We start from the raw sequence: 18,736 nt of genomic DNA, 5'->3' as shown, positions 1-18,736 counted from the left end.
CAGCCCCATGAATAGTTCCTATCCCGTCCGCGAATCCTCTCTGTCCTTTCCGGGCTGGCGCGTGCTTCTTGCAGCCGTTGTTGGGCTGGCATTCAGTCCCGGGCCGATGATCTTCGGGTCTCTAGGTCTGTTCGCACCGCATCTGGCGGACAGCTTCGGCTGGGGTCGCGGCGCCATCATGCTGAGTCTCACCTTTTTCAATATTGCTGGCGTGCTGGCATCATCCTTTACCGGCCAGCTGATCGACCGGCTGGGCGTCAGGACCGTCCTCTTTCCCTCGCTGATCATGCTGGCGACCGGATTTCTCGGCCTTTCGCTGACCGGCGGGTCGCTGTTTGCGTTCTATGGCCTGACATTTCTCTGGGGCGCGCTCACGGTTGGCACGCAGAGCATCAGCTATACCAAGCTGATCACCGGCTGGTTCATCCAGCGCCGCGGGCTGGCTGTCGGCATCGCGGCGGCTGGCCTTGGCCTTGGCTATACGGTCATTCCGTTGCTGGTCGCCCAACTGCTTGCGGTCATGGATTGGCGCCCGGCGCTGTGCGCCATGGCCGCGTTGCTTATCGTTCCCTTCCTACTGAATTTGCTGCTATCGCATCCCAATATGAACGCTGTTGCGAAACAGGGGGACGGCGACGGCCTCAGCCTGTCGGAAGCGCGACGCACCGGAAGTTTTTGGCTCATGGCGAGCGCGATCCTGCTGGCGTCGATGGCACTGACCGGAGTAGTGCCCCATATCGCCCTGCTGGCGCTCGATCGCGGATTGCCGACCGCGCAGGCGGCAATTGTCGCGTCGACCTATGGCCTGTCCACCATCTTCGGCCGCGTGCTTGTGGGCGCTCTGGCAGACCACTTCTTCGTCCCGCGCGTTGCGATCTGCTTCTTCGCCATGTCCGCAGCGGGATTCATCCTGGCGGCCTTTGTAGGCGACACCCATTCAGTCGGCCTGCTGGCGCTGGTGGCCCTGACCATCGGCCTTGGCTTCGGCGCAGAAAGCGACGTGATCGCCCTCTTCATCTCGCGCTATTTCGGTCAGCGCTGCTTCGGCGCGATATATGGCGACCTGCTCGCCATCTTCCTGATCGGGGCTTCGGCCGGGCCGGCCCTGTTCGGCTTCGGCCGCGATCTTACCGGCGGCTATCAGGCGCCAATGATCGCCGGCTCAGCCGCGATGGCGATGGCGTGCCTGCTGCTCAGCCGGCTTGCCCCCTATCCCGTTCGCTTCGTTCCGACCATGCACAGGTCGAAAAAGGCACTGGCATGACATCAACGATGGAAAAGCTGGCCAAAGCAGTCAAGGATCGGCGCGCCATCCTGTTTGCCGGCGCTGGCGTTTCGATGAGCGTGGGCCTTCCATCCTGGTCGGAATTGATAGACCATATGCGAGCGGACCTCGACTTACCCTATGCCGAGAAGCCGGCTTGGACCTATCAGACGCTGGCCGAATATTACCGGCTCAAACATGGCAGCATTGGTCCGCTGCGCAGTTGGATGGACCGCACCTGGACCGTCTCGGCGGAACGAGTGCGCGAATCGCGCATCCATGACATCATCGTGGAACTTGATTTTCCGATCATCTACACCACCAATTACGACAATAATCTGGAAATCGCCTATCGGCTGGCGCAACGTGATTTTGTGAAGGTCGCCAACACCAGTGACATTGTGAACGCCGACAACGGCCTTCCCCAAATCGTGAAGTTTCATGGCGACTTCGACGACGATGAGTCCCTGGTCCTGGCCGAAACCGACTATTTCAAACGGCTGATTTCCGAAACGCCGCTCGACATCAAGTTCAAAGCCGATACTTTTGGCCGCACCCTGTTATTCATCGGTTACAGCGTATCGGACCTCAACATCCGCATGACGCTGTACAAACTATGGCAGACATGGCGCGAGTCCGGGCGGGAGCGGGATCGCCCGGCGTCATTCGTCTTCACTGCGCGCGAAGATCCGGTTCAGGACACCGTGCTGGAACATTGGGGCATCACCGTGTTGCACCAGAAGGCGAGTGACCCCGCCGCCTCCATGCTCAGCTTTCTCGAAAACCTGAAGGCGCAGATCGATCAGTTCTAGGCTTCAGGCCGCCTCATCGGCGCGATAGCCCAGCGCCCGCGAGATTTCCGCAGCGGCCTCCTCCACCTTGCGGCGGACACGCACTTCGAAGGCCTCGCGGTCATAGGTCTTGATCGGGCACGCGACTGACACGGCGGCCTCCATCTTTCCGGCCGCGTTGAAGACCGGTGCAGCGGTGCTGGCAACGTCTGGTTCATAGAAACCCCAGCTTACTACGCTACCCTGCTTCCGGTCCTGCTCGACCAGGCTGACCAATTCGCCCATGCTCTTGGGCGTCTGCGGGGTGTAAGTTTCGAAGTCATAATCCCCATACAGGGTCACGACTTCCGCCAGCGGCAAGCCCGTCAACATCACTCGGCCGGGCGCCGTCGCATGGGCGGGCAGTCGCGAACCCACCGTCATGGCGCTGATCAGGCTGGTATTGCCCTGAAACCGAGCGACATAGACAACGTCCCGACCTTCGCGGATGGCCAGATGAGACGATGCCTGGGTTTCGTCGCGCAAATGCTTCAGCACGGGATTGGCGATCTCGATCAGATCCTTACCGGCCAGAAAGCTGTAGCCAAGCTCGAGCACCCGGCTACCCAAATGATAGCGATGCGTGTCGGGCAGCCGACGCAGAAATCCCAGGGCCTCCAGCGTATAGACGATCCGGAATGCCGTTGAACGGGTTACTCCTACAGCCTTGGCCATATCCGCGACAGTCTGCTGCTGGCGGTCGCGGGTGAAGGTCTGCAGCATCTGGAGCCCTCGCTGAAGACCAGGCACGATATACCGCTCGTCCAGATCAGCCTTCGCGTCCTCAGAGTCCATTCCTGCAAAACCCCTGTTCATCTACAAAATCAGGCGGGCTATAGAGCAGTTTTGGGCGTGGCCCAAGGCAAAGGTTGGTCGTTCAGGCCCCAGTAGAGGCTCTTTTGCTGCATGTAGGCGCGGATTCCCTCTCGCCCCTTTTCCCGGCCAAGGCCGCTTTCCCTGACGCCGCCAAAGGGCGTCGAAATGCTGAATTGCTTGTAGGTGTTGATCCAGACCGTGCCGGCTGCGATCCGGCGAGCGAGCGCATAGGCTTTCGCGAAATCGCGGGTCCAGATACCACACGCCAGGCCATAAACGCTGTTATTGGCCTGCGCGATCAGATGCTCCTCGTCATCAAAAGCGATAGCGACCAATACCGGCCCGAACACCTCCTCCTGACAGATAGCCGCGCCATGATCGACATCGGCCAGGATCGTGGGCAGATAGAAGGCGCCCTTGTCATAGCCCTCACCCTGCGGTGCCTGACCACCGCACAGCAGGGTGGCGCCAGCCGCCTTCGCCGCCTCGACATGGGCGGCGACCTTGTCGCGATGCGCGAAGGCAACCAGCGGCCCGACCTGCGTGCTGCCGTCCGTGCCGCGCCCGACGCGCAGGGCCTGCGTCGCCGCCACCAGCCGCGCCATGAAATCGGGATATATGGACCGGTGCACGAACAGCCGCGATCCGGCGATGCAGGATTGCCCCGTTGAACTGAAGATGCCGAACAGTATGCCCGCGATGGCATGATCAATGTCGGCGTCGGGCAGGACGATGGTGGGCGACTTGCCACCCAGCTCCAAGGATACCGGCATCAGCTTTCCACCTGCGATAGCGGCAATGCGCTTGCCGGTCACTGTGCCGCCAGTGAAACTGATCTTGCCCACGCCGGGATGACGGACGATAGCATCCCCCACGGTCGCACCCGGCCCGGGCAGCACCGACAGAAGCCCTCGCGGCAGGCCCGCCTCTTCTACGATGCGCGCGAATTTGAGCGAGACAAGCGACGTCCATTCGGCGGGTTTCAGCAGCACGGCATTGCCCGCCGCCAGCGCCGGTGCGACCTTTTGCGCATCGCTGGCGATAGGAGAATTCCAAGGGGTAATCGCCCCGACAATGCCGATCGGTTCATGCACCGACATGGTGAGATAAGGACCGCGCGGCGTGGTCAGCGCATCGTCCAGCGTTTCGAGCGCCGCAGCGGTATAACGAAATGTGCCAGCTGCCGACAGAGCCAGCGCCCTGGTTTCGGTCAGCGTCTTTCCGGTATCTGCGGTTTGCAAAGCGGCGATGTGCTCGGCCTGCGCTTCGATGGCGTCGCCGATCCGGTGGAGCAACCGTGCGCGAACATGGGGCAGCATGGTGCGCCATTCCGGGTCGGCGACCGCCCGCTGTCCCGCCTCGACCGCCTCCGCCACATCCGCGACGCTGGCGACGCCATGACGCGCTACCAGCGATCCGTCTGCGGGATTGATGCTGTCGGCCTGGCCGCCGCCGCCAGCACGCCATTGGCCGCCGACGAAGATTTCCGAAAAATCCATCATTTGCGCTTGAGTCCGTTTCAGATGACGATGGGCGACGCCATGCCAGCAATCAGGCGCGCGATGCTGTGCGCGGTCAAGGCCGACGTCTTGGGATTGGCTTTGGACGGGGCGCCACAGATGGTGATGTCGAAGCGGCCGTCTTCGCCCTCGAACATCAGTTCATGAATGTTCTTTTCCACCGTTGGGTCGGCGACCAGTTCCACTTCGGTCCGGTCGAAGCCAATGCCGGCCAAGGCGATGGTCGCCGCGACATTGGAGTTTTTGGGATAGGTGAGCGCCGCCTCTCGCGCTGAGCCACGATAGAAAATCTTGGGCATGTCCAGATTATCCAGATCGAACAATTGTTCCGCAGGTGTGCCGCACCAGGCTGCCGGGGGCTTGCGACCGCGATAGACCACTCGGCTGAGGCCGCCGAGTCGCGCCGCCGACAGGGCGTCGATCCCCGCCATCGCGCCGGCCGCCAGGATGATACGGCTGTTCCCCGCTTCGGCTGCCTGTCGCAGCCGGGCCAGCAGGTCGGCATCGGCCAGCGATCCGATCGACACGATCATCAGCGGAACACCCGCCTCCAGGATCGTGGCGGCATGGGCGATGACCGCGCCATGGCCGGCACATTCCACGACCAGGTCGGGCCGGGTTTCCAACAACGCCGCCAGCGTGCCGACGCCCTGCTCGATGCCCTGCCCCTCGGTCCGATGCGACAGGATCGCTGAGACGGTGAAGGGCGTCCCGGTTTCCGCCAGTGTTTCGCGGACGGACCGCGAAATGCCGCCGTCACCGATGAAGGCAATCCGGATGGGCGCGCGCGCTGCCATGGTCACTTCTCCAGCTTGGGCGGACCGGCGAAGCGGACAGGATAAGGGCCGATCGCGACCATGTCGACCTCCACGATGGCCGCGCCGCCCGCCAGTTTCGCGCGGTCGAACGCAGCGCCGAAATCTTCCACCGACGTCACCTTTTCATGCCGCAGGCCCAGGGAAGCCGCGATCCCGCCAAAGTCGGGAACCAGGATGTTGGAAAAATGCTTGCGGCCGCCATAGTCGACGTCCTGAATGTTGCGGATGACGCCATAGCCCGCATCGTTCATCAGCACGAGGACCATGTTGGGCTGTTCTTCCGCCATAGTCGCCAGTTCGCCCAGGCAAAGGTTAAGGCCGCCGTCGCCCGACAGCACGACCGCGCCGTCCTGCGATCCGAGCGCCGCGCCGATGCCCATGGGCAGGCCCTGGCCGATGCCGCCGCCCACGGCGTGGACGCCCGCGCGGCTGTGGCCGACGCGCAGATAGCGGTTACCCCAGGTGCTGTTCGACACGGTTACGTCGCGTACCCATGCCGCATCGGCCGGCATCCGCGCCTGAAGCGCATCGACCAGCGCGTCATAGGCGCCCAGTCCCTTGCGCAGCGCAGCCTGCATCTCATCGCGGGCCACAGCGATCTCGCTCGCCAGCGCGGTGTCGATGTCGAGCCTGCCCTGCGCGCGAGCGACCAGCCCTGCCAGCACGGCCTTCACGTCACCATGGAGGAACTGGTCATTCTCATAGGTCCGGCCGTCGGCCGTCGCATCGACGTCAATCACCGCCAGCGGACGGGGCAGGCGCAGCTTGTAGGTCCAGGTTTCGTTGCCGCGCAGGCGCGACCCGGCGACGATCATCAGGTCAGCGCTGTCATAAAGCGCCTGGATCTGTGGCGTGCAATTGAACGCGCCCAGCGACATGGGATGAAGTTCGGACAGGATGCCGCGCCCCTGGGTCGTGGTGACGACGGGGATGCCAAGGTCGGCGAGCGCCCTGGCCTCTTCCTCCGCGCCACGTGCGCCGCCGCCCAGCATCAGGAACGGGCGGCGCGCCTTCGCCAGCCTTTCGAACAGCGCATCGATGTCCGCCTCCAGCGGCGCGGGACGGCGCGGTTGCAGCGCGGGCAGCTCCGCAGGCACAGCCATCGCCATGCCCTGCACATCCCACGGGATTTCGATGCTGACCGGCCCGGTCGGCGCGGACAGGGCATTTTCCGCCGCCTCCACCATCGTCGCGACCAGCTGGTCGGGCGAGGTGATGCGATAGGCGGCCTTCGACACGGCGCGCAGCATGTCCATCTGCGCGGGCGCTTCGTGGATATAGGCGCGGTTGCGGTCCAGATGCTCCAGCTTCACCTGCCCGGTGATGTGCATCACCGGCGAGCCGGCGGTCAGCGCCTCGACCATGGCGCCCGCGGCATTGCCCGCCGCCGTCCCGGTACTGGTGAAGGCAACGCCCAGATTGCCAGTGACGCGCGCATGGGCGTCGGCCATGTTGAGGCCGCCTGCCTCGCCCCGCGCCGGGATGAAGCGGATGTTGCCGCGTTCCCCCAGCGGATCGAGGATGGGCATATTATGGATGCTGATGACGCCAAAGGCGTGGCTGATGCCCCAATGTTCCAGCAGACGGACGATCACGTCGCCAACGGTGGACTGCTCGACCGCCTGTTCCGCACCCGCGTTGTCATCCATGACGGCGGCTAAATTCTGCATGTCGGACTATCGCCCCTTTTTCTGATGCTGAGTGTAGGAAAGGCCGAATCCCTGATGGAAAAGCGTCCGCGCGAAGTCGTGCGGCGCGTCTTCCTTCTGGGTTTCGACGGAGGATTGATCGGCGGGAAGGTCGAACGGCAGCTTGCCCGTGGGATCGAACTTGCCGGAAAGCACATCGGCGACGGCGGCGTCGTCGGATCCGAAAGTCGCGACCATTCCGTCGATCTTGTCCAGAAATTCGGACAGAACGGCCGGGCGTTCCATGCTCATGACCACGATCACCGGCTTCTTCGTTGCCGCAGCCTCGCGGATCATCGTCAGTTCGGCCGCATTGTCGGCTCCGGCAAACACCAGCGGCCCTTCGTGGGTTTCCTTGAAGAAGGCCTCGCCGCTCTTGTTCACCACATAGGGCGCGTTCACTTTGACGATGATCACGTCGGCTGCCTTCGCATCGGTCACGATGCGTCCATCGAAGACGGCGGGCGTCTTGGCGAACCCCTTGAGCAGCAGCTTCGCGCCCGGCTTGAGCGGCAGCACGCCGCGCCGGTTCTTCAAAAGGACGACAGCGCGCCGCTGGGCATCATTCGCCGCCGCCACGAAATCGGGCGCGTTGACGATATGGCCCGCCTGTTCGACGTCGACATAGGGATTTTCAAACAGGCCAAGGGCAAACATGGGCGTGAGGATACGGCGCGCAGACTGATCGATACGCGCTTCGCTCACCCGCCCAGCCTTGACCGACGAGACGATATAGCTGGTTTCATGCTCGCCGCCGAACTGGTCGACGCCGGCGGCCACCATCCGCTCCTCGCGCTCCTGCTTGGTCAGATGCTCCACGCCCCACGGCATGGCGTGCAGCCAGTCGCTGACGACGATGCCGTCATAGCCCATCTTGCTGCGGAGCAAATCGGTTACGACCGCCTTGGAAAAGCTGCTCGCAACCGTGTCCAGCCCAGTAGGCACGCCATAGGCCGTCATCATCGACGCCGTGCCCGCCTCGATCGCGGCGGCAAAGGGTTTGAGATGCAGAGCCTGCAGCCCGGCGGGATATTGGAAATTCTTGCCATAGGGGTTGTGCGGGTCTAGCCCGTCGTCCACCGGGCCATCACCGGGGAAATGCTTGACCACGGTCAGGACACTGTCCCTGCCGATCCGCTCGCCCTGAAATCCCTTGATGAAAGCAGCGGTCAGGCGGGCGTTGAGGTCGGCGTCCTCGCCGAAAGTGCCCGGAATGCGGTTCCAGCGTGGCTCGGTCACCGTATCGGCCATCGGATTGATGACGACGCGATAGCCCAGCGCGCGGGATTCCGCCGCCGCAATCCTGCCGAACTTCTCTACGACCTGCGGATCGCCGATGGCGCCAAAGCCGATCTGGTCGGGCCAACTCGACATGGGCTTGATCCGATCCGGCGGCGGCAAGGCCCCTCCTGGCATACGGTTGGTCGTGTGCGTGGGGTCGGACCCGATCACGACAGGAATACCCAGGCGGTCCTGCTCCGCCATTTCCTGAATGCCGTTGGACCAGCGCGCCGCATCGGCGGGCGACCCGACAGGTGCAGTCGCCAGCCAGCGGACATGCTTGCCCAGGATGAGCGCACGCGGCGAAGGCTTGTCCACGCGGTCGAAGCCCGGAACGCCAGGCACATTGACCGGGGATTTAAGAACCCCCGGGGGTGGCGGTGCCAGTTTCTCCATGACTTCGCCTCCCGGCCCGGCAAAACCGGACAACGAAGCGAACATCATGAGGCCCACCTTTTCCTCGACCGTCATCCGGTCGGTCAGGTCGCTCGCCCGCCGCTCCGCCGTGAGCCGCCAGTCTTCATAAGGGTCCAGTTGGCCATTCTTGTTGAGATCCCTGAATTTCAGGCCATCTGCCGACAAAATGGACGCAACCCGGCTTTGCAGCACGGGTTGCGCCTCCCGCGCTTCGACTTGCGACCCGAAGAGCACCAGAAAAATGGCAGATGTCGCACGAAGGAAGCTGGGCATGGGAACCTCGAAAAAGTCAGCGCTGGAAACGGGGCGGAGCATAACGGGTAGGCTCCCACCCCGCCTAATCTTACCAGCGGAAGGTCAACCGCGCGCCATAGGTTCGCGGCGGCGCATATTGGCTGCGGATCGCACCGTAAAGGCCGCTCTGCGACGCTTCGGTCAGGACGACGCTGTTCTCGAGGTTACGGACATAAACCTGAACCGACAGATCGGTGCCGTCAGGGCGATATTCCAGGCTGAGGTCGGTGCGGGTATAGGCATCCTGCCGCTCGGTCGCGCGATTGAGGAAGGTCATCCACTGCATCGACCGATATTGCGTCTGCGCCCGCGCCGTCAGCTCGCCCCCCAGCACATGGAAGATGTGCTGATAGCCGGCATTAATCGACCATTTCGGCGACTGCACCAGCGTGTTGCCGGAATAGGAGGTCGTGCAGACACCAGCCGCCGACACGGCAGTACAAAGATCGGTAAACTCGGCGTTCAGATAGGTGACCGACAAGTCGATCCGGTCATCGCGCGTCGGGGCGACGACGAATTCCGGCTCGATGCCCCAAATGCGCGACTTGCCCGCGTTGACGACCACCGTATTGGCACCGATCAGCTGCGAAACCTGCTGGTCCTTATAGTCATATAGGAAGCCACTGAGGTTGAATTGCAGCGCATCGTTGAAAAAGCGGTTCTTCGATCCTACTTCATAGGCGATCAGCGTTTCGGGATCATAGCTGCCAAGCCCGAAATTGTTGAAACCGCCCGACTTGTAGCCGCTGTCGATCTTGGCATAGAGCATGTTGGCGTTGCTCAGGCGATATTCCAGACCGCCATGCCAGGTCACCTTCTTCCACGACTCATGTGTGTCGTCGGTGGCGTAAGTGCGTTCCGCCACGCCATCGGTTACGTCCTGGGTCAGCGAACCGACATAGGAATCACCGACCCGGCTCTTCTTGTCCTTGGTGTAGCGGATGCCCGCCGACACGCGTAGGGCGTCGGTCAGGTCATAGGACAGCTGGCCGAACGCAGCATAGGACTTGGTGTCCACATCATAATGATATTCACGGACATTGATGGGCGTACCCAGTGGCGCCAGATCAAAGAAATTGGCGAGCTTCAGGTCTTCCTTGAAATAATAGAGACCCGCCTGCCAGATCAGGCCGCGACTGTTATTCGACGCGATCCGCAGTTCATGACTGATGTCCTTGGAAAGTTCATCCCGAGTATAGATGAACGCCTTATCCACCTGCCCATCATTGTCCCATTTGTTGTACAAATCCTGGCGCACGAAACCGCCGATATAGGTCAGCGTTGCGAAATCGAGATCATAATCGATCCGGCCAAGGAGCCGCAGATTCTGCGTGTCCATGATGCCGCGGGTGTTCAGGTCGAAATGGGTCGCGTCATAAGCGTCGGTCTTGGGACGCGTCGTCACGACGCCGTTGACGGTGGTCAGCTTCACGCCGTCATAGACCGCCCCCGTGCCGCCGATGTCCATATAATCGGCGCTCAAAAGCACTTTCATGCGATCGGTGGGCTTCAGCAGGAAGGACAGGCGCCCCCCCTTCACATTGGTGCTGTCGCCTCGACCCGCCGGGCCATTGTCACGATAGCCTTCATTGTAGCGGCTGACGAACGACGCGCGCATCGCGACACCGTCGGTGACCGGCATGTTGACCGCGCCGTCGACATTGATCGTGTCGTAATTGCCGGCGTCGATGGCGACATAGCCTTCCTCATGGTCAACCGGCTTCTTGGAAATGATGTTGACCGCGCCGCCCGTGGCGTTGCGACCATAGAGCGTGCCCTGCGGGCCGCGCAGCACTTCGATGCGCTCCAGGTCGTAGAAGCTGGCATTGATGCCGGTCGGACGCTGGAGATACTGATCGTCGATGCTGACGGCGATCGCGGAGTCACCAATCTCAGTGAAATCGCGGCTGGCGACGCCGCGCACCGAAAGGAAGGCAGCGCCACTGCTGGCGCCGATGTTGAGGCTGGGTGACACGGTGGTCAGGCCCGACACGTCTGTCACGCCGCTCTTGCGCAGTTGATCGGGCGTGTAGACTTCCAGCGCGGCCGCGGTCTTCTGCGAGCTTTCCGAACGCTTCTGCGCGGTCACGACAATTTCGCCCAGACCGCCCTGCTCGGCCGACGCACCCTGCGCGCAGGCGGGGGAAGCGAGCGCAGCCGCCAGCGGGAGGCCCGCGACAGTCCAGAGGAATACCGATTTCTTAAGCACCACCATCAACCTAACCCCTTGCTACATGTTTTATATTTCAACTGCTAGTTTCATGGTGGATCAAACCGCAAAATGCTCATCCTGTCAATCGGGTTCACGCGAAATGTCGAACCGAGATTTTATTCCGCTCATTTCCCGTTGAAAATGAGCGGAATAGAGCGCAATGGAACCAATCAGGCGGAGATGAATCCGCCGTTGATCGGCAGGATCTGACCGGAAATGAAGCCCGCCGAGTCGCTTAAAAGAAATATTGCTGCGCCGACTGTATCGGCTGGCATATGCGGACGCTGAATGGCTGCACCGTTGACGTAAAGCTCCTTGCGCTCCTGCGGCACATAGTCCGTCGCTTCGACACGAACCAGTCCAGGCGCCAACGCGTTGACGGTAATGCCATCCCCGCCAAGTTCCCGCGACAAGGAGCGCGTCATGCTGATTACGGCACCCTTGCTGGCCACATAATGGAGCAGGCGCGGAGCACCCCATAAAGCGGTGTCCGAAGCCAGATTAAGCACGCGCCCGCCGACCTTTGACCGCCGGAGCAATGGCGCAAAAGCCTTGGTCATCAACCAAGTTCCCCGAACATTGATCGACATAACCCGGTCCCAGGTTTCGATGTCGATCTCCTCGAACGTCTTGCCGCCAATACCAGTGGCCAAAGCGGCGTTGTTCAGAAGTCCATCGATCGAACCGAATTGTTCACTGACCTGAGACGCGAGCATGACGATCGATCCGGCGTCTGCGACATCGACATGAAAAAAGCGCGCGTCCCCTTGCCCGCTAAGTCGGAGAGCCGTTTCTTCCCCGCGCTCCGCATCGACATCTGCTACGATGACACTGGCATTGGCGGCGATGCAGGCCTCGGCGAAAGCCGCACCCAGGCCCCTGGCCGCTCCGGTGATAAGAATTCTTCTGCCGTTCAGCATCGCTAGCTCCATAGTGAAATCTATGGATCATTCATATATCAATCCACGCTTATTATTTCAATCCTATCATATTGAGTCGGGATTGGCGAAGATCGTTGACTCGACGAAATAGCCAACCCGGTCGCCCGTCCCGCCACTTGTGACGAGGTGCGCGCCACTCGTCTTGCCGCGGGCGATAAAGTCCGGCACGCTGTGCTGCTGCATCTTAGACACCAGCCGTCGCCATTGTATCAGGGTTGCAGCCCGTCGCGCGGTTCACGTTGAGCGAATTGCGCCCAGACGAAGTACGCGTATGGATTATCGCTACGGGATCGTATCGTAACGACATCGCCGTGCGGGACCAATGCTGCCCGCAATGTGGTGAAGGTATGCGCCAGCGCGCCAATGGACCCGCTTGGCTGCGGCATCCTGACCGGAGATGCCGCTGCAATGAACGCGCTGAGGCTCAGGCCGGCGGAACCATCCTGCCCACCGGTGGCGGTCTGGTAGGCCTGAGCGCCGCCATGGCAGGGAAGGCACCGGGCGCCGGCGTGATCATCGTCGCCGATCCGCTGAAGTTGTACCACGCCATGGCGCCTAACCTGGGCGCCACCCATATCATTAATGTCAAGGCGGGCGATACAGCGGCGCAGTGCTCCTGCCCGGCGGTATGAATTGCGTACCAAATCCATCAGGCGCCGGCCATGGCCGGACCAAGCTGCTATGTTAAAGAGATACGCAGGGTCGCGTCGCTCAGGCCGCGACCTTACCGCCTTCCTCGGCTTCCTGCATTGCGCTCAACAGGCGCCTGGCTTGGTTGACCGCCCCATCACTGGCGATGCCGATGAAGGGTCGCTCAGGCTCGTCGTCGATCCGGGCCTGTTGTGCTTGCAGCGTTTCCTCATCCTCCGTGATGGTGTCGAAAAACTGGTCGAACAGCGTGTCGGGGACCCCGCTGTCCCTGGGCGCGGTGGTGCAGATGGTCCACAGATAATGGCTGGTCGTCTCCGTTTCCGGCGTGATGAAATGATTGTTGGCCAGCATGAAACCATTATCGCGCTTGCCTTCATAGGCCCCGGTGCCGACGTCGCAGCCGCCCGCGTTTACCCGGCAGGTCATGCCGATGCCCGGCTCGAACCGCACCTCCTGCCAGCGATCCACCCGGCCCTTGAACCCGCCTGCATCAACATAGGATTTTGGCGGGATAGAATTGGGCATCTTGCGCAGCAGTGTCACCTTGCGGCCGTCGAACTCGACCTTGGTGTCGGCATTATAATGCTGCTCCGGGTTCCCGCCGATCGTGCGCGCATGGATATAAGGGACATGGGTCAGGTCCATGATATTGTCGATGATTAGCTGCCAGTTGGCCTTCACCGGGAAATTGTAGGGGCGCCAGGACCATTCGGGGTCGTTATGCTCCGGGCTATCGACAATGATCGACGGGTCCGCCAGCGCTGGTTCACCCATCCATATCCAGATCAGATGATCCTTCTCCACCACCGGATAATGGCGGACATTGGCGGCGGCGGGGATACGGGCCTGATTGGGGATGCGGGTGCAGGTGCCCTTCCCATCGAACTCAACGCCATGATAGCAGCAGCGGATGACGTTGCCGTCGACATGCCCAGCGGACAGCGGCATGGCGCGATGGCTGCACCTGTCCTCCAGAGCGGCGATCTCGCCGCTCTCCGTGCGGAACAGCACGACCGCCTTGTTCAGATATTTGCGCCCCAGCGTCTTGCCCGGTTCGATATCGGCGGCGAAGGCGGCCACATACCATGCATTATAAATGAACATGCTGCTCTCCATTGTCCGGCCGGGCGGCTGATGGCGCCGGCGCTACACTATTGTTGGGGGCGATTATGGATAGGCGGCGCGCCAGCGCCAATCGCAATCCCGTAACGCCATAAGAAAAGCGGGAACTGGATACAGCAAAGCGGGATCACCGCAAATACAACCCGCCATTCATGTCCAGTGTCGCGCCCACGAAAAAGCCGCCGCGATCCGATGCCAGCAGCGCGGTCGCAGCCGCAATCTCGCCCACTGCCATGAAGCGTCCTACCGGCACCTCGTTCTCAACCCGCGCGATCTGCTCTGCGGAAAGCCGCGCTTTGGCGGTGTCGATCGGTCCTGGCGCGATGGCGTTCACCGTCACGCCCGTTCCGGCCAGATAGCGGGCGAAATATTTGGTCAGCATGATCGCTCCCGCCTTCGACGCAGCATAATGGGGGGACGCCACCGTCCCACCATTCTGCCCGGCTAGCGAGGTGATGTTGACGATCCGCCCATAGCCATTCTCCCGCATATGTTCGGAAAAAATCTGGCAGCTCAGAAACACGCTACGCATGTTGATCTGGGCGATCGCATCAAATTCTTCCGGGCTAATATCCTGCGTCGGCGTGCGCTTGCCGAAGCCTGCATTGTTCACGACGATATCGACCTTGCCCCACAGGCCCGCAATTTTATCCCGCGCGGCAAGGAAATGATCCTTTTCCCGCACATCCAGCACCAGCGCGATCGCCGTCTCACCCGACGGATCAAGCGACGCCGCCACCGCCTGTGCAACCTCGATATCCACGTCGCTCACCGCCACGCGCCCGCCGCCGGCATGAATTTCGCGCGCCACCGCCTCCCCAACGCCGCGCCCGCCGCCCGTCACCAGCGCGGTGCGCCCTGCAAAGGAAAAACTGCCATTGGCGGGAAGGGTGAATTGATCGGTCATATATCGGTCCTGAAATTGGCAGAGGAAAAGGCGGGGAAGGCATCGCCATCCCCGCCCAAGGGCATTAGTGGCGGAACGACAGCGTCAGGCCGTAGGTCCGCGGCGTGTTGGTGAAGATCTTCCAATAGGTGGTGCCGTTGCCGGGCACCGCGAGGAAGGCCGTGATGTCATCCGCATTCACGATCTGGTAGTTGTTGGTCAGGTTCTTGCCCCACAGGCCGATCTGAAAACGCCCGTCCGCCGTCTCGTAATTCAACCGCGCGTTGAGCGTCCGACCCCGCGTATCGCTGTGCAGATTGTCGTACAGGCGCAGCGTGTTGGCGTCGTCGGTCGATATCCGGGTCGAGAAGTTGAAGTCCGCCTGCGGCGTCAGCGTCGCGCCATTGGCCAAACGGCCGGTATAGGCCGCACCAACGGTGAAGCTGTCGCGCGGCGCAAACTTGGCCGGATTGCCCGAATAGTCGAGATTCACAAGGGGATCGCGCAGGTCTGTATATTTGCCCACCAGATGCGTGTAATTGGCGGTCAGGCGCAAATCCTCGACCGGACGGATAACGGATTCGACCTCGAGCCCCTTCATCTTGAGCGTGCCGTTATAGGTATGCGCAATGCCGCCGGCGCCGGAGAAATTCTGGAGATTCTTAGTCGTCTGCTTGAAAAGCGCGATATTCAGGTCGAGCTTGTTGTCGAACAGGCGCGACTTGGCGCCAATTTCGTAATTTTCGGCTTTTTCGGGCTCCAGCGGGATGGTCGGATTCCGATACGCATTGTCGACGAAGCCGCCCGACTTGAAGCCCTTGGCATAAGTCGCATACATGTTGATCTTGTCCATCGGCTCGAACTTGATCGTGAAGCGCGGGGTGAAGGCATCCCAGGTCTTGCCGCCCGACGCAAACACTTCACCGGGGAAGCCGAACCCAGGGATCGCACCTGCGTCCGTCGTCGAGAAGGCGTGATAGTCGATCTTCTTGCGGTCCGACGTGTAACGGCCACCGGCCACGACGGCCAGCGTGTCGGTGATCTCGAAGGTTGCCTCACCGAACACGGCCAGGCTGCGGACATTGCCTTCCTGAACGCGGGTGATGTTGGTCACGTCCGGGTTGCGCCGCACGCTGGCGTTGACGGCCGAACCGGGTAGAGGGCTGTAGAAGAAGATGTTGGTGGTCGAAACGTCTGCCGACAGGAAATAGGCACCGATTACATAAGAAAAGCGACCGGGCGCAGACGCGAAACGGACTTCTTGCGTGAAGCTGCGGTTCTTCACCACTTGGCGGCGGTCGAACACCGGCACTTCGGTGCCGACCGGCACGTCGTCATTGATCGCGCGGCTGTCGTTCATGCGATAGCCCGTGATCGACGTCAGCGTGCCGCCCAGCAGGTCCAGATCTCCGCGCAGATAGCCGCCGCGCAGACGCTGCCGATAGGGTGAGGGCACGAAGTCATTGTTGGTCCATTTGTCGTCGCTGAAATCGCCAAAGGTGTCCGGGATCACCCGATTGCCGCCGATACCCAGCTGGATCGCGCCTCCATTGCCCTTGGTGTAGCTATAGTCGCCCGACAGAATGATCTTGAGCGTGTCGGTGGGCTGGAACAGCACCTTGCCGCGCGCCGAATAGCTGTCCGACTTACCGTAGCTGCCCGACTGGTTCGGTGTGTCGATCAGGCCGTCATTATGTTCCGTGCTGAAGGCGAAACGGCCGGCGATCTTGTCGTCTACCAGCGTGGCATTGATCATGCCTTCGGTCCGCAAATATCCGCCATTCCCGCCGGTCAGTTGAGCGTAATAATCTTCCTTGAACTCCGGATTGTTGGTAATGACCGCGATGGCGCCGCCCACCACGTTACGCCCAAACAGCGTTCCCTGGGGCCCGCGCAGCACTTCGACCCGATTGGTATCGAAGAAATTGGCATTAAGATCATTGTTGAACACATAATAGACGTCGTCCATGAAATAGGCGACCGGCGTGTCCAGCGTGGCGGTGCGGAAGGTCGACACATTGCCGCGGATCGCAACGATCGAGAGCGACTTGTCGGCGGTGTTAACGGTGATGCCGGGCATCTGCTGGGTCAGCGCGGCGGGACTGTAGACCTGCGCCTCTCTCAGCAACTCGCCGCCGAAAGCTGCGATCGAGAACGGCACTTCACGTACGGTCGATTCGCGCCGTTCGGCGGTGACGACAATATCCTCCGGGAGCAGGTTGCCCTGCTGGGCAGCCTCCTGGGGCGTTGCCTGGTCGGTCTGCGCGATGGCGGGCATGGCGGCCATCGCCGCAGCCATCGCCCCTAGCGCGCAGGATGTTTTGAAGCTGAAAAGCATTTCCCGGACTCTCCCTTAACGACACGGCTTGATGCCGCCTGAGGAGCGTGAAGCAGCAAAAAGCCCGCCGGCGCAATAGTATCGTCCCGGTTATTGAATGGTCTGACCACATTCCGATTGGGGCGGCGGGTCATGAGCCTCTAGCTAGAACTCAGGGAATGGCACTGGCTCGATTCAAGCCACGCTGACAACAAGAAGCAAGGAAGAGGCTGAAAAACTCATGCAGTCCACTGATAGCGCCGACATGACCAGGGTGGGACCGGGCACGGTCATGGGCACGATGATGCGCCAATATTGGCTGCCCGCCTGCTTGTCCTCCGAAGTGAAGGCCGATGGCGATCCGCTCCGCCTGATGATCCTGTGCGAAAAGCTGATAGCCTTCCGCGACAGCAGCGGCCGGGTGGGCATCATGGATCATAGATGTCCGCATCGTTGTGCGTCTTTGTTCATCGGCCGCAACGAAGAAAACGGTATACGCTGCGTCTATCATGGCTGGAAGTTCGATGTGGATGGAAAGTGCGTCGATATGCCCTCCGTCCCCGCCCGTATGGACTTCAAGGAAAAAGTCCATGCCAAGGCGTACAAGACACACGAAGCCAATGGCCTGATATGGGTTTACATGGGCGAAAACCAGTCCACCCCGCCGCCGCTGCCCGAAATCGAGGCAACGATGCACCCGGACGCGGAAATCTGGTGCCTGCAACGCGACTGCAACTGGCTCCAGGCCCTGGAAGGCGACATCGACACCAGCCATGTCGGCTTCCTCCATGTCGGATCGATCGACGCGGAGGATCTGGACGAGGATCATCCGATGCGTCCGACCGTGCTCAACCGCGCGCCCGATTATGAAGTCGCGCAGGCCGACTGGGGTGTCATGTATGGCGGCTATCGCCCGAACGACGACGGGCAGATGAGCTGGCGCGTCGCCCATTATATGTTCCCCTTCTGGACGCAGACGCCCAACAACCGCTTTGCCACCCGTGCCATTGCCCGCGCCTGGGTACCGATGGACGACGAACATTCGATGCTGTTCGACATCACCTGCGGCGTCGATGCCGGCAATCCGGCCTACACATCGACGCTCAAGGACGGCACGCCTCTGTTCGCGCCGCTCGCATATGCGCCCAACACGACAGACTGGTTCGGGCGCTGGCGCTCACCCGATAGCCAGGCGAACGACTGGGCGATCGACCGCGAATCCCAGCGCAACGGCACCCAGTTCACCGGCATTCCCAACATCACCATGCAGGACCAGGCCGTAACCGAGAGCATGGGGCCGATCACCGACCACAGCTTTGAAAATCTGGCCCCGACCGACCAGATGATCGCCCGCGTCCGCCGGCGCGTGCTGATGGCCGCGCGCGCACTGGCAAACAAGGGCACGCTGCCGCCGGGGATCGAAGACCCCAGCATCTTTTACCGGGCGCGCGCAGGATCGTTCCTGCACAACCCCAACGATACCCTCGCCAACGCCTATGAAGCGGCGCTGGCCAAGGCGGTCCGCTGGCCCGACAAGGTCGAAGTGGCTGAGTGACATGCAAGCAAGCGCCGGGGCGATCCATGCCCCGGTGCCTCGGACAAGGATGATAGAGGTGACGAAACGCATTGCGGTTTGTCCGGCGCGCCGATCCATGGCGCCCCGGCCCTGCCAAGAGACG

15 protein-coding genes are annotated in these 18,736 nt (G+C 61.6%); 4 read left to right on the top strand and 11 right to left on the bottom strand.

Translation table 11 applies throughout. From position 1 onward, the window contains the following. Nucleotides 1–7: 7 nt before the first annotated feature. Nucleotides 8–1,264: an MFS transporter gene (locus A7Q26_RS07815; RefSeq protein ID WP_066858828.1), complete on the top strand. Its 1,257-nt coding sequence runs from the start codon at nt 8–10 to the stop codon at nt 1,262–1,264. After that, entirely contained in the window at nt 1,261–2,076 is an 816-nt protein-coding gene (locus A7Q26_RS07810) for an SIR2 family protein (RefSeq protein WP_066858827.1), read from the top strand. Before A7Q26_RS07815 ends, A7Q26_RS07810 begins: the two co-directional genes overlap by 4 nt. 3 nt (nt 2,077–2,079) lie before the next feature. Here A7Q26_RS07810 and A7Q26_RS07805 read toward each other — a convergent pair whose 3' ends face one another. The 8 genes from A7Q26_RS07805 to A7Q26_RS25840 all read right to left on the bottom strand — a co-directional run bounded on the left by A7Q26_RS07805 (nt 2,080) and on the right by A7Q26_RS25840 (nt 12,264). Beyond that, complete coding sequence (locus tag A7Q26_RS07805; RefSeq protein ID WP_066858826.1) at nt 2,080–2,889, bottom strand: IclR family transcriptional regulator; 810 nt, start codon at nt 2,887–2,889, stop codon at nt 2,080–2,082. 38 nt (nt 2,890–2,927) lie between these two features. Beyond that, a complete protein-coding gene (locus A7Q26_RS07800) occupies nt 2,928–4,412 on the bottom strand; it encodes an aldehyde dehydrogenase (RefSeq protein ID WP_232313723.1) in 1,485 nt (494 codons plus the stop codon). A 17-nt stretch (nt 4,413–4,429) separates the two neighbouring features. Further along, complete coding sequence (locus A7Q26_RS07795; RefSeq protein ID WP_066858825.1) at nt 4,430–5,227, bottom strand: aspartate dehydrogenase; 798 nt, start codon at nt 5,225–5,227, stop codon at nt 4,430–4,432. Between the two features lie 2 nt (nt 5,228–5,229). After that, on the bottom strand, nt 5,230–6,918 hold the full coding sequence (locus A7Q26_RS07790; protein WP_198162874.1) for a thiamine pyrophosphate-binding protein: 1,689 nt from the start codon (nt 6,916–6,918) through the stop codon (nt 5,230–5,232). A 6-nt stretch (nt 6,919–6,924) separates the two neighbouring features. Then, entirely contained in the window at nt 6,925–8,907 is a 1,983-nt protein-coding gene (locus A7Q26_RS07785) for a glycoside hydrolase family 3 protein (protein ID WP_198162873.1), read from the bottom strand. A gap of 70 nt (nt 8,908–8,977) precedes the next feature. Then, nucleotides 8,978–11,143 carry a TonB-dependent receptor gene (locus tag A7Q26_RS07780; RefSeq protein WP_066858824.1) on the bottom strand — a complete coding sequence of 722 codons (2,166 nt, stop codon included), beginning with the start codon at nt 11,141–11,143 and terminating at the stop codon, nt 8,978–8,980. Nucleotides 11,144–11,310: 167 nt separating this feature from the next. Beyond that, nucleotides 11,311–12,060 carry an SDR family oxidoreductase gene (locus tag A7Q26_RS07775; RefSeq protein WP_157102494.1) on the bottom strand — a complete coding sequence of 250 codons (750 nt, stop codon included), beginning with the start codon at nt 12,058–12,060 and terminating at the stop codon, nt 11,311–11,313. 66 nt (nt 12,061–12,126) lie between these two features. Continuing rightward, nucleotides 12,127–12,264, bottom strand: a complete 138-nt coding sequence (locus A7Q26_RS25840) for a hypothetical protein (RefSeq protein ID WP_232313732.1) — start codon at nt 12,262–12,264, stop codon at nt 12,127–12,129. A gap of 299 nt (nt 12,265–12,563) precedes the next feature. Between A7Q26_RS25840 and A7Q26_RS25110 the strand changes: the two genes are divergently transcribed. Further along, nucleotides 12,564–12,713: a hypothetical protein gene (locus A7Q26_RS25110; protein ID WP_157102493.1), complete on the top strand. Its 150-nt coding sequence runs from the start codon at nt 12,564–12,566 to the stop codon at nt 12,711–12,713. A 79-nt stretch (nt 12,714–12,792) separates the two neighbouring features. Here the strand turns inward: A7Q26_RS25110 and A7Q26_RS07765 are convergent, their stop codons facing one another. The 3 genes from A7Q26_RS07765 to A7Q26_RS07755 all read right to left on the bottom strand — a co-directional run bounded on the left by A7Q26_RS07765 (nt 12,793) and on the right by A7Q26_RS07755 (nt 17,027). Beyond that, the gene (locus A7Q26_RS07765) at nt 12,793–13,836 is read right to left on the bottom strand and encodes an aromatic ring-hydroxylating dioxygenase subunit alpha (RefSeq protein ID WP_066859033.1); all 1,044 of its coding nucleotides are present in this window, start codon (nt 13,834–13,836) and stop codon (nt 12,793–12,795) included. A 145-nt stretch (nt 13,837–13,981) separates the two neighbouring features. Further along, entirely contained in the window at nt 13,982–14,761 is a 780-nt protein-coding gene (locus A7Q26_RS07760; protein ID WP_066858821.1) for an SDR family NAD(P)-dependent oxidoreductase, read from the bottom strand. A 64-nt stretch (nt 14,762–14,825) separates the two neighbouring features. Further along, the gene (locus A7Q26_RS07755) at nt 14,826–17,027 is read right to left on the bottom strand and encodes a TonB-dependent receptor (protein WP_232313722.1); all 2,202 of its coding nucleotides are present in this window, start codon (nt 17,025–17,027) and stop codon (nt 14,826–14,828) included. 271 nt (nt 17,028–17,298) lie between these two features. Here A7Q26_RS07755 and A7Q26_RS07750 point away from each other — a divergent pair, with 271 nt between their 5' ends. Then, complete coding sequence (locus A7Q26_RS07750) at nt 17,299–18,612, top strand: Rieske 2Fe-2S domain-containing protein (protein WP_232313720.1); 1,314 nt, start codon at nt 17,299–17,301, stop codon at nt 18,610–18,612. Nucleotides 18,613–18,736 lie beyond the last annotated feature (124 nt).

It is taken from the genome of Sphingobium sp. TCM1 (assembly GCF_001650725.1).
GTDB lineage: Bacteria > Pseudomonadota > Alphaproteobacteria > Sphingomonadales > Sphingomonadaceae > Sphingobium.
The sequence above is the reverse complement of the archived record's forward strand: the minus strand, read 5'-3'. Positions and strand labels throughout refer to the sequence as shown.